General features: G+C 40.4%; 12 protein-coding genes. 6 read left to right on the forward strand and 6 right to left on the reverse strand.

Annotation, left to right across the window (positions count from 1 at the left end):
* The first annotated feature begins 645 nt into the window (after positions 1-645).
* A complete protein-coding gene (locus tag CWB85_RS14485) occupies positions 646-2628 on the forward strand; it encodes a pectate lyase family protein (protein WP_138555275.1) in 1983 nt (660 codons plus the stop codon).
* A gap of 38 nt (positions 2629-2666) precedes the next feature.
* On the opposite strand, the gene CWB85_RS14490 is transcribed toward CWB85_RS14485, so the two are convergent.
* Genes CWB85_RS14490 through CWB85_RS14505 form a run of 4 tightly spaced genes read right to left on the reverse strand, consistent with a single transcriptional unit; the run spans position 2667 to position 4352 of the window.
* On the reverse strand, positions 2667-3230 hold the full coding sequence (locus CWB85_RS14490; RefSeq protein ID WP_016707556.1) for a YgjV family protein: 564 nt from the start codon (positions 3228-3230) through the stop codon (positions 2667-2669).
* 2 nt (positions 3231-3232) lie between these two features.
* Positions 3233-3451, reverse strand: coding sequence for a DUF6500 family protein (locus CWB85_RS14495; RefSeq protein WP_016707557.1), 219 nt, complete (start codon positions 3449-3451; stop codon positions 3233-3235).
* Positions 3452-3467: 16 nt separating this feature from the next.
* A complete protein-coding gene (locus CWB85_RS14500) occupies positions 3468-3899 on the reverse strand; it encodes a GNAT family N-acetyltransferase (protein ID WP_138555276.1) in 432 nt (143 codons plus the stop codon).
* 36 nt (positions 3900-3935) lie between these two features.
* On the reverse strand, positions 3936-4352 hold the full coding sequence (locus CWB85_RS14505) for a tetratricopeptide repeat protein (protein ID WP_138555277.1): 417 nt from the start codon (positions 4350-4352) through the stop codon (positions 3936-3938).
* 688 nt (positions 4353-5040) lie between these two features.
* On the opposite strand from CWB85_RS14505, the gene CWB85_RS14515 reads away from it, so the two are divergent.
* Positions 5041-5439, forward strand: coding sequence for a YkgJ family cysteine cluster protein (locus CWB85_RS14515; RefSeq protein WP_138555278.1), 399 nt, complete (start codon positions 5041-5043; stop codon positions 5437-5439).
* A gap of 330 nt (positions 5440-5769) precedes the next feature.
* A complete protein-coding gene (locus tag CWB85_RS14520) occupies positions 5770-7287 on the forward strand; it encodes a DUF3360 family protein (RefSeq protein WP_138555279.1) in 1518 nt (505 codons plus the stop codon).
* Positions 7288-7361: 74 nt separating this feature from the next.
* Here CWB85_RS14520 and CWB85_RS14525 read toward each other — a convergent pair whose 3' ends face one another.
* Positions 7362-8234, reverse strand: coding sequence for an MYG1 family protein (locus CWB85_RS14525; protein ID WP_138555280.1), 873 nt, complete (start codon positions 8232-8234; stop codon positions 7362-7364).
* Between the two features lie 166 nt (positions 8235-8400).
* On the reverse strand, positions 8401-9492 hold the full coding sequence (locus CWB85_RS14530) for a mechanosensitive ion channel family protein (RefSeq protein WP_138555281.1): 1092 nt from the start codon (positions 9490-9492) through the stop codon (positions 8401-8403).
* Between the two features lie 190 nt (positions 9493-9682).
* Here CWB85_RS14530 and CWB85_RS14535 point away from each other — a divergent pair, with 190 nt between their 5' ends.
* The 3 genes from CWB85_RS14535 to CWB85_RS14545 all read left to right on the forward strand — a co-directional run bounded on the left by CWB85_RS14535 (position 9683) and on the right by CWB85_RS14545 (position 12566).
* Positions 9683-10660 (forward strand): YihY/virulence factor BrkB family protein, encoded by a 978-nt coding sequence (locus CWB85_RS14535; protein ID WP_138555282.1) that lies wholly within the window; start codon positions 9683-9685, stop codon positions 10658-10660.
* Positions 10661-10731: 71 nt separating this feature from the next.
* On the forward strand, positions 10732-11574 hold the full coding sequence (locus CWB85_RS14540; RefSeq protein ID WP_016707566.1) for a pirin family protein: 843 nt from the start codon (positions 10732-10734) through the stop codon (positions 11572-11574).
* Positions 11575-11594: 20 nt separating this feature from the next.
* The gene (locus CWB85_RS14545; RefSeq protein WP_138555283.1) at positions 11595-12566 is read left to right on the forward strand and encodes a glutathione S-transferase family protein; all 972 of its coding nucleotides are present in this window, start codon (positions 11595-11597) and stop codon (positions 12564-12566) included.
* Positions 12567-12578: the final 12 nt, after the last annotated feature.

The raw sequence follows: 12578 nt of genomic DNA on the forward strand, positions 1-12578 counted from the left end.
ATTTTATACCAATCGTGTTAAGTTACTGACCATTTATAGCGACAGATAAATGGAGTGATAACAAGGCATAAATTTTGACATGTAGTTGTTCTACATGAAAAATTTATAACGCAGTTAGCGCTTTATTTAGCCCGCTAGAATGGTTAAATATTTAAGTCGATTGGTATTATCAGGCATTTATGGCTAAAACTTAGCTTTAAGAACAAACAACACTGTTATTTGTTATCTAAATACAGGATTTATATTAAATAGCTCGAGTATTATTCGCATAAAATCTAACACCTCACCTTTCTGATCTTAAGAACACAAAAGGTACAAATGTTAATTAAAAAAACCACAGAGCTTAACCACCTTAAATAAACATACAAAAATAAATTGTTATTATTTTTATTTGTTTTAAATAATAACAAAAAAAATTAAACTATTGATTTTAAATTATAAAAATAATTTAAATGTAATTTAAGTAAACCAAAATGGTGAACTTAAAACTAAAAATTCAGTAATTAGCGTTGCGTAATAAAGTATTTAGCGCAATAATGCCACCGGTAGCACTGATGTACAAGCATTAAAAACCTTGATTGTGTTAACACTTTTAACAATTTATTTAATTGTTTTGATCTGAACATACAATAATTAGGAACTACAATGAAGAAAAGTACTCTTTTTAACTACTGTGCACGGGCATTAGCCATTACAGCCGCAATCTATGGTAACGCAGCCATTGCAAACGCTTCAGGCTTTGCAGCAATAAATGGTGGAACTACGGGAGGAGCTGGCGGTGATATCGTGTATGCCACAACTGGCACACAAATTCATCAAGCTCTGTGTAATCGTGCATCAAGTGATACGCCGATAATTATTCACGTTGAAGGCACAATAAATCATGGTAATACCAGTAAAGTTTCAGGGGACAGCTGTAACACTGGACCGGATCTAATTGAACTAAAAGAAATCAGTAATGTGTCAATTATTGGGGTGGGAAGCGGCGCTCTATTTGATCAACTGGGTATTCATATTCGCTCCTCTTCAAATATTATTATTCAAAACGTCCACGTCAGAAATGTCAAAAAGTCAGGCTCTCCAACTTCTAATGGTGGAGATGCAATTGGTATGGAGTCAAATGTCAGTAATATCTGGGTTGACCACGTCACACTGGAAGCTAGCGGTGGTGAAAGTTCAGGCTATGACGCTTTATTCGACATGAAAAGTAACACAAAGTACGTGACATTATCGTACAGTATTTTACGTAACTCAGGACGCGGTGGTTTGGTTGGTTCAAGTGATAGTGACGATTCTAACGGCCCTGTGACCTTTCATCACAATTACTATGAAAACATCAATTCGCGTACACCTTTATTGAGACACGCCACAGCACATGCTTACAATAACTATTACAATGGACTTGTTTCATCAGGTATGAACCCTCGCATTGGCGGTAAAATGCGCGCCGAAAATAACTACTTTAAAAACTCCAAAGACCCACTTGGTACTTTCTATACAAATGATATGGGTTACTGGCAAGTCAGTGGCAATATCTGGGATAACATCGATTGGTCTGACGATGAAAGTAAACTGCATCCTGCAGGTCCCAACCCAACATCGACGACAACGATCACTATCCCTTATAGCTATCAATTAGATAATGCTCAGTGTATTCCCAGCATTATTACCGCAACAGCAGGAGCAAATAAGGGCTTACAAACATCTAACGGCCAATGTGGTACTACGCCGCCTACCGATCCAACGCCAGATCCGACACCAGATCCAACACCAACCCCTGAGCCGACTCCTTCTAGCGAAAACTTAGCACTCAACGCTGGTGTTGATGGTAGCTCAAAAGCCAGTGGCTCAAGCTATGGTAATGTGAATGATGGCGATTTTTCTACATACTGGTCGCCTTCGTCTACAACAGGTAGCATAAATATTAAAAACCTCAACACGACAATAAATGCCGTGAGAGTTATCGAAACAGCGGCGACTAAAGGACAGATCACGGCTTGGTCATTAGTAAATTATGACACTGGCGTAACACTGGCAAATGGTGGAGCAGTACCTAATGTGATCAGCTTCTCAAATACTAACTTATCCAAAGTCAGTTTTGTGGTGCATTCTGCCAATGGTGTTCCTCAAATTGCAGAATTCGAAGTCTACAATGGCTACAGTGATGGGGCCAATAGCAATGTGACTAATACATTAGTTAATGGTACTTATCGTATTACACCAAAACACAGTGGTACTTCTTTAGATATTGCTAATTGCCAAACGGCAGATGGAAGCAATGTAAGGCAATGGTCATGGTTGAATAATGACTGTCAAAAGTTTGCAATTACAACTGTTGATGGTGTTTGGCATCGAATCTCGCCTGTAAATGCTCCATCAAAAGGCTTAGAGGTATATTCTCATTCAACTACACCAGGTGAGAATATCAATATCTGGAACTATACAGGAAGTTATAATCAGCAATTTCGTTTCCAAAGTGCAGGTGCTGGCAAATGGCGTATTATCAATCGAAATAGCGAGTTATGTTTAGATGTAGATGGTAATAAAGCAAGCGATGGGACAAATATACTGCAATGGACATGTATAGCAGGCGCTGAAAATCAAATGTTTGAGTTAATCAGACAATAATCAATTAGCTATGGAGGACTTGTATTAAGTCCTTCATTTTACACTGACTCCTTTAGCGTAGATCGTTGTTCATTCAGCCTATAGATAGTCATTAAGTTAATAACAATAACCATTGCCTCTAACAGCACACCACCAATTGAACCGACAATAATATTATTTATCAACCATAAACATGAACCTGATAATAAAACCCAGCGCATGGTGATCCCAGTTAAGCAAAACAAAGCGTAACTGCCTAGGCATGCACCTAACACAGCAATATATTCAGTCCACTGCTGCGCTGTAAAATAGCCAATCAAAGCAGTTAATGTAACAAATATACACGCCAGCCAAGTTGCCTTAGATTTTATCGAAACCGCAGTTCGTGCTGCTGAAAATAAGCAGCATAAAGAAGATGTTACTGCATTTAATAAGTAAAAATGTAATGCATGATTCAAATTCATCACAATCATGATCAGTTTAAGACGGCGATCATCTTTTTGCATAAAACACAGCATCGCCAATAAAAAACTTAAAAAACCAAAACCTTGAGCAATAAATGCATCTGCCACCAGCAAAATACCCCTATGAAAGATATCTAAATCACCTGCAAAAAGCTGCACACTTACATATCATTTTCAATCATCATTTTAATCGTTTGTGCTTTAACAAAATGATCTAATTGATGAGTATGTATCCACCAAGTCGCGGCTTCCATTAATAACTCAGGGTCATCATTTTTATTTGCAAAAAAAGCATAAAAAGACAACCCCACATTGTCGCCTTTCGCCGCTATTTTTTTTGAGCACACAGTATGAATTTTATCTCTTAGTTCTTGGCGCATGTATACATTTACTCCGTTAATGGTTTAAACAGTAGTGCATTTCAATTAATGGGTGCTCGCCCACCACTTCGACATCTTTAACGTAATGAAAACCAAAGTGTTGGTAATAATCGCGTAAATAAGCGTGGGCATGAATTTCAATCACAGTAAGGCCAATCTTTGTTGCATGTGATAACAGCGCATTGATAACCCGCTTTGCCACCCCCGCTCCACGGTATTGTTTTAACACCGCAATTCTGGCCATAACAGCACACGACTTATCACGTTGGAGTAATCGTGCTGTTGCAACTAAAGAGCCGGCATCAGTCACTACAACATGAACTGCTTCAGTATCTAAGCCATCTAAATCTAATTGCTGTGGAATATTTTGTTCGACCACAAATACCTGATGGCGTATAGCATGCGCTTGGGCAATTAATTCCGCGCTATTGCCTAGTGTAACTTCCATTTAATACCCTCTCTTCCAGATAACCCATTAAACACTCTATTTTAAGCTGTCTAATAACTCAGCTATTTCAGCTTTCAGCGCTTTATCAGGAATTTTATTTGCGCTAACTTGCGCAGCTTGTAAACTGGCAATCGCAGCTTCGGTTTGCCCAAGTTCGACATGCATAGTTGCCATAGCGTAACCTATAGACGACATATAATCTTTTGCATTAATAGCTGTTGCTTTGGCTAACGCTTTTTCATAGATCAACAAGGCATCTGCAAATTCATCGGTAAAATCAGCCAGTGTTTCCCACTGAACAGGATGATCTTTCTCAGTATTTTCATGTTCGATACACAGTGCTTTTAACTGCTCGTAAAGTGAATCAAAGCTCGCTTGCTGTTGCTGTTGCGCTGCATTCATTAGCTCTCCTGCGAGCTCCAACACTGATTTATACAGTTTTGTATTCATCATTTTATCATTACCTTTTGTTATAAATTACAGTTCAATAAATAGAGGGTTCTGAATTTAGCAATCTATTTAAGGCCAATAACTGGTTATTCTAATACACTCTACGCTGAAATGATTCACCCTAAGCGAGATCGTTTATCCGTGGCTAAAATTAAGATCTATATTCTATAATAGTGGTTTATAAGAGTAGCCATTTACCTAAGCGTCTTTAATAGAAACAACACATACAAGCACAGTTGCTTTTGTAGACAGTATTTAAAATCCGAGGTAAGTTAATATACTGAACTGGTATTATTTGACTGTAGTAAACCTTATGCTCCCGACTACACACCAGTGTATCCCTCAGCTAGTGCACACTAAAACCAATAAATAAAAACAATACGATAAAACCTAAGCTCGCCCCGTTACAAAGATCAGGCCGCTTCTTGCCCCAAAGCGAGCGCTGCAACTTAGTGAAAGTAGGTTTACTGGGCCTGGCGTAATAGAGGCTGCTAAGGCAAATAATGCCATTGAGATGATCACAGAAAAAGTCATAAATGTACTTAAGTAATTAATTTACAGAGGAGTATTCATTTTCATCGGTGTGCCGTATTGAACAAAATTGACCTCATGTAATAATAATCGGCTGGTTTATCTGCCTTGAGCAACAATTGCTGTATAGTGAGCACACAAACTTGCAGAAATGTTCATTATGAAAGAATGTAATCAGTGTGGTAAATGCTGTATTAAATACGGCGATGGCGATCTCAGTGCGACACAAGAGGAAATAGATCTGTGGGAAATTTTTAATCCGGATATTTTCGCATTTGTTAAAAATAAGCAAATATGGCACGACCCACACACTGGGGAAAAACTAAGCCGATGCCCTTTTCTTGAACTTACCCCCAAAGCAACCCCCCATGAAGCAAATAAATACACCTGCAGTATTTACTTAGATAGACCAGAAGATTGTCGTCACTACCCTAGCCTGATCAGCGAAATGCTAAGGGACGAATGTGAAATGATCGAAATCATTGATTTAGAAAGCGACAAAAAAGCACAAGCCAAGTTAGATTTAATAATGCAAGACAGCCGTCCTGCTGGTTATTGATTATTAACACTTTACTGCGCTTATTAGACTAAAGGTTTAGAGCCAATTGATTAGCCAGCAATTGCGCTACCAAACAGTCTCTTTCAACTTTTGACGCTAAAAACACACTTAAAACCATGATTTAAAACAACAATAACAATTCGCACTCGACAGTTTTTAACTTAACACATACACCATTTGCAGCACTATGCTCGACCTTTGCCTAATCGTAATTCTTACGCGGCTACTTTACTGTGACAGTTCAATATATAGCATTTAAATCATCTCAATGAGTTGCTTTAAAAGCTGCTTTTTTATTTTGAGTAAGCAACGTATGTTGCAGGAGAAGTAATGACAACAACGCAAAAAGATGACTCTTCATCCCAAGCTGAGCAGGTAAGCGATACTCAAACCGTTTCCGATAGCTATAAAAATCTTCATAAACCCAGTTCTGAGTTTGCCAGTCGAGATGACTACCTTGAGCATGAACTGCAAATTATGCAGCCCAAGCGCTGGCGCCCTAATTTGCCTTTTCGCGACTACCGTTTCGAATTTGAAGACACAATCCCCGCGATGGCAGGTACCATAGGCAAAGTTGTAATGGTAGGTGCAATTGCCGCCACATTTGCAGCACCGCTTGGCTTAAGTGATGCCTTTGTGTTAGAAAACGTGCGCTATGAGCTGCTCATAGTGGCTATTTTTATCATCTTATTTTCTGGCTTTATTTTGCCCACTGCAAACTTAGCAGGCACGCACGGGCCATTGATCCCATTAATTCCTATTGTGGTCGCCGCGGGCGGTCACCCTATGGCATTCGGGCTGCTCATTGGCGCGTTAGGATTGCTACTTGCGATAAGTAAAGGAGGTAGTCTACTAGCACGGCTCACCAGTAAAGGCGTGTGCGGCGGGTTATTACTGTATTTGGGTTTTATCGGCACCATATCACAGGTGAAAAAACTGTTTGCATGGGCAGAAGAAATTCAAATGACCCACATTGCTTTCATAGTTATTTTGGCCACTATATTACTGTATGCGTTACTCGAACATTTTAAAAAACGTTGGTTAGCTGTACCACTGAGTTGCTTGATTGGGGGCTTAACAGCTTTTGCTTTAGGCGCGCCGTTTGAATTTAAAACCGCCCCGGGCTTACCCAATATGAACCCAATGTATTGGTGGGGTGAAAACACCGGTTGGATGTTAGGTTTACCCACCCTTGAAAGCTTTGTGGTGGTATTACCCTTTGCAATTCTTGCGGTGGCCATGTGGTCCCCAGACTTTTTAGGGCACCAAGTGTTCCAAAAGATCAGCTACCCAAAACGTACTGAAAAAGTGCAAATGAATATAGACGATACGATGCTCAGTGCCTCGGTCAGACAAACGTTTGGTTCTATTTTAGGTGGCTCTAATTTCACCTCATCTTGGGGGACCTATATTGTGCCAGCTGCAATTGCTAAGCGCCCTATTCCAGCTGGTGCAATTTTAACTGCATTATTTTGTGTGATTGCTGGGGTATGGGGTTATCCAATGGATCTCGCGATTTGGCAGCCAGTATTGTGTGTGGCGTTAATTGTGGGGGTTTTTATCCCGTTATTGGAAGCTGGCATGGAAATGACCCGTGAAGGTAAAACCACGCAATCAGCTGCCATCGTGGTCTTTGCTTCTACATTAGTAAATCCCGCGTTTGGCTGGTCGCTAACCATGTTGCTCGATAACTTAGGTTTGATTGGTTGTAAAGAGCGCAGCTCAGAACTTACTCATATGAGCCGCTGGATCATCCCATTGATCATGTTTGTATTACTCACCAGTGTTATGGCCATGGTGGGTATGCTGCCAGGTATTCCCGCTTTATTGCCAAACTTTAGGCATTAATACATATAATATAAAAAGGGGAAACGTGTAAATACGCTTCCCTTTTTTATAATTATTTTAGGTACAACTATTTATTACTGATCGCTTAAGGCCATCGCTGCTAATTTCATGGTACTTGTAAATGATTCTGCCCCTGCGATAAACAAGCCATTATGGCAAAACATTGCATCATCAATACCCGTTTCAGTTTGAAACTCTTTATCAGATAAACCCGCCCATGCTTTTGGCAATGATTTTCGATCTTCGAATGAGCCAGGCTCCACTGGGACTGTTTGCAAAATCCATTTACCTGAGTGCGATGGATAAACCATATACAGCGCTTGTTGCGATAACGCATGCACTGTTTTTTTCCAAGGTGTATATTGTTCTAACACTATAACGCGAGGATCGTCTGCGTTTTCAATCGCTTTTGCAACAATTGCTTTGGCATTGATACTGCCACTAGCCGAGGCTATAAAGCGCGATAAAATACGCATTGCAAACTCAACCGCTTCATCAAAACAACGATCAAACTCACTTTCCTCTTGCCACGTTGGATTAAACATAGAAATAGTTTGGCTTAGACTGATCCCTTGCGACACACCTTCAACATGACCACAATCAATGGCATCAATTGTAGATACTAAAGATGAATCAACAGCTTTAACGATATTTTCATCGCCATGGCACAGTTGTAAGCCATATTTTTGCCAAATTAAACCGAATGACGAGTATGGAATACCGTTTTCACGTTCACCTGCGCCACCACGTTGATGGTGATCAAAGCGCCCAGCTTCTGGGTCATATTCACCGCCCACATCGATAACAATATCAGCTTGTGCTATCAACTGCGCATCACGCGTACGTACGAGCTTAAAATCAGGAAGAACATGCCTTAGTGCTGCGATACTAAACACATCATCTGCATGAAAATTACCATTGTGGGTTACTACTGTTAAATCATTCATTATTTAGTGTCATTTTTAGAAAAGGGAAAAGAAGACGGTGTAATTTAAACAGATCCATTTAAGCACTTTGAGCAAGTTAAAATTACAAGCACAGCAGTATACGCTATCTGCACTGCGGCCACAAAGTAACGTACTATTTTTACAAATAAGTGAATAACAATAAGAACTAGATTATGTTATTACCTTGCTCCGGATCACGTGAGCTATCGGCCTGCTCTCGAATTTCATCAGCATCACTGCTCACATCATCAATATCAGTGTGCTTGTGAGCGGTTATCTTGGCTTTTTTCTCTGGAACTGCAGGCTCTGGCGGTTGCTTTTGTGGCTGCTCACTCGTTGGTGTATTTAAAATAATTCGCTCTCGAGCATCATCAGGCATGCTAATACCGTGCTCAATAAAGCTGTTAACCATCTCTCGCATTAACTGTGATGCCACTTTAACGGTGCTGTGTTGCTCACTGTTAACCCAAAAGTATATGGTTAAGTTGATAGTGGCAGAGCCCAGTTCATCAAGTAACACTTGCGGGGCTGGATCGTTTAGCACCGCCTCTTGTTGATTCATTAGGCTAACAGCAAATTGTTGAGTTGCGCGTATGTCGTTGTCATAGCCTATACCTAACTTAAAATGGCCACGCATTTTGGGATTTGCAGTCAGATTTTTAATCACATTTTTATACACTGTCGCATTAGGAATTTGAATGTGGTTGCCATCAAAATCAACTAAGGTAGTCGCACGTGCAGTAACTTTTTTAACCACGCCTAAACGACCATCAACTTCAATCACATCATCTATACGAAAAGGCCGCTGTACGCTCAACAGCATACTTGATATAAAATTCTCAGCAATATCTCTAAATGCAAAACCTAAGATCAGACCCACTAAGCCAGTACCACTCATCACCGCCACGGCAAACTCACTTAAGCCTGCTAGCCGTAAAAACAGATAAACACCAAACAAAATAATCACAATGCTGATGAAACGACGAGTGACAACATGCAGTAGCCGGCTTTCACTCACATAACTGATGGGCTTAACAAATAAATAAGACAGCGGCCTCGCAAGTAAATAACACACTATTATCGCTACAACACCCAAGGTAAGCGCAGGTAACATTTGCCAAGCACTTTGTAAAAAATGCGCGATCTGTACATTGATTGCTTGCCAAGATACAGGATCGATAGCAACGGGGTCGGCATTAACCTTGAGTGAAGGTAATAAAATAAACAATTGATTTTTAATGATATTTATAATTTCCATATACATACCTAATTGCTGATCAGCTATAAATATTTACTCTAATAGTAAAAATTATTGCAAATAAAACGCCAGTTTAAGCTGGCAAGCACTTTGCACTAATCTCTAATGTCTAACGTCCGTCTAACGTCTAATGATCTTAATAAATAACGTCTAATAAATAGTGACTAAAAAATCTAAGCAAGGAAAGAATATGACACAGAAACAGCGTGGCTTTACGGCTAATAAACCAACAGATATTCCATTGCTTGGCTGGTGGGATATCTGCAAACGGGTTTATCACAGTATGTCGCAAGATAACTTATCGTTTGTTGCCGCAGGTGTCGCCTTTTATGCGTTATTGGCTATTTTCCCGGCACTGGCTGCCTGTGTCTCCGTTTATGCTTATTTCACTTCGACTGCGGATATCAGTGAACACATTAGTAAATTCATTACCTTATTACCACCAAGTAGCCGCGAAATCCTTATGCAGCAAGTATCAGAGGTCACTCAACAATCACAAAAAGTGTTGAGTATTAGTGCAATAGGTACGCTTCTATTAACGGTATGGAGTAGCAGTAAAGGCTGCCAAGCGTTGATCACTGCTTGCAACATTACCTACCATGAACATAACAAAAGGCAGTTCTTCAAAGCACTATTAATCCGTTTTCTATTTTCTCTTGGCGCTATCTTTGTTGCAGTGGTCGCATTGTTGATCATTGGTATTTTACCTATTGTGCTCAATATTGTTGGCCTAAAAGACAGTATTGATACAGTAATCAAGCTACTCACTTGGCCATTACTGGCTGCAACCTTTCATTTCGCATTGGCGTTCGTATATCGTTATGCCCCCCATAGAAAACCCGCCAAATGGCGCTGGGTTACAACAGGATCAATCATAGCAACAGGACTTTGGATAATTGCATCACTCGGGTTTTCATATTATGTATCGCAATTTGCTTCATACAATGAGACATATGGTTCGCTTGGTGGTGTAGTGATCATGTTGATGTGGCTGTATATCAGCGCTTATATTATTATTTTCGGCGCAGCCATCAATGCCAGTACTGAACAACAAACCATGCTTGATAGCACTATTGGCCCTGATCGTGAGTCTGGCCAACGTGGTGCCTTTGTAGCCGATCACTTAACCAAACAACAGCACGAACATTCTTCTAAAGCGAATGAATAGTGCTATTTTTACCCATGGTTGTTTAATTTTAATATGTTTAAATGGGCATATACACAATTCGGAGCAAAGCAATGAAAGTAATTAAACAACTCAATAGTCATGCCACCCAAGATGGTGATGGCGTAAGCATCAGCCGAATTCCAGGGTTTGACGGTAAACATTTAGATCCTTTTTTAATGATCGACGAATTAAAATCCGACGACCACAGTGATTTTATGGGGGGCTTTCCGGCGCATCCACATAGAGGGATCGAAACCTTTACTTATATTATTAAAGGTGGCTTTGAACACCAAGATCAAATGGGCAACAAAAAAGCTATTCGCGCCGGTGATGTGCAATGGATGAGTACCGGCTTTGGCGTTATTCACAGCGAAATGCCGCTTGCTGACGCGATAGAAGGCATGCATGGTTTTCAAATTTGGCTCAATATGCCAAGCACTGAAAAACTCAGAGCACCGAAATATCAAGATACTACCGAGCACCCTGCACCTGTGCATAAAAATGCTCAAGGTGTTGAACTAAAAGCACTGGCTGGCAGTTGGCAGTTTAACCAGCGCACTCAGGTTTCTAGCTTACAGGAGCTGGCTGCCAATGGCATGTTAGCGGATGTTACTGTGCCTGGCGGCGCTGAATTTACTCACCCACCGCTTACTCAAACCAAGGTGATGATTTATATTCACAGCGGCTCAATCAACACTGAGCAAGGTGGCCCTGTAATGGCGGGGAGTTTACTGATTTTAGAGCCTGGCAGTGATATTAAATTTAATTCTCAAACCGGCGCAGGGGTGCTTATTTTAGCCGGTGATCCACTTAATGAACCGATTGCCCACATGGGCCCGTTTGTAATGAATACGCAAGCACAACTCAAAGAAGCAATCAGTGATTATCAAAGCGGTAAATTTGGTAGCTTTTAAAATATGATAAGGAGTCAATAATGGGATTACTAGTCAAGGGTAACTGGCAAGACAAGTGGTACGACACCGACAAAAGCGATGGTGAGTTTAAACGCGAGTCAGCACAATTACGTAACTGGGTAACCGAAGATGGCAGCGCAGGCGCAACGGGAGAAGCTGGTTTTAAAGCTGAAAAAGGCCGATATCACTTGTATGTGTCATTAGCCTGCCCGTGGGCGCATCGCACCTTAATTTTTAGAAAGTTAAAAGGCCTTGAAGACTATATTGACGTGTCTGTAGTCAGCCCAGATATGCTCGATAACGGTTGGACATTTGATAAAAATAATCACAGCACAGGGGATGCGTTATTTGATAAGCAATTTATGCATCAAATTTACACGCAAAATAAAGCGGATTATTCTGGACGAGTTACCATACCGGTACTTTGGGATAAGCAGCAAAATAAAATTGTGAGCAATGAATCAGCAGAAATCATTCGCATGTTTAATAGCGCGTTTAATCATTTAACAGGCAATGAACTCGACTTTTACCCCGCTCACTTGCAGCCTCAAATTGATGAAATAAATGAGCTGGTATACAACAACATTAACAATGGCGTATACCGTACCGGCTTTGCAACCACGCAAAAAGCCTATGAAGAGGCATTTAATGACTTGTTCAGCGCGCTGGATAAAGTAGAAAGTATTTTACTCAAGCAACGTTACTTAGTGGCTGACACATTAACTGAAGCAGATTGGCGACTGTTTACCACCTTGATCCGTTTTGATAGCGTGTATGTTGGGCATTTTAAATGTAACCTGCGTACCATCGAATGCTATCCTGCGTTGAGTGAGTATTTACGCGAGCTTTATCAAGTTGACGGAATAAAAGAAACGGTTGATTTTTATCATATTAAACGGCACTACTATTTTAGCCACACCATGATAAACCCCACCCAAGTGGTGCCAAAAGGTCCCAATATAGATTTTTCGCGCCAACATAAGCGCGGCTAACTTAACCCATAA

The sequence above is a fragment of the Pseudoalteromonas sp. S1727 genome, assembly GCF_005886375.1.
Classification (GTDB): domain Bacteria; phylum Pseudomonadota; class Gammaproteobacteria; order Enterobacterales; family Alteromonadaceae; genus Pseudoalteromonas; species Pseudoalteromonas haloplanktis.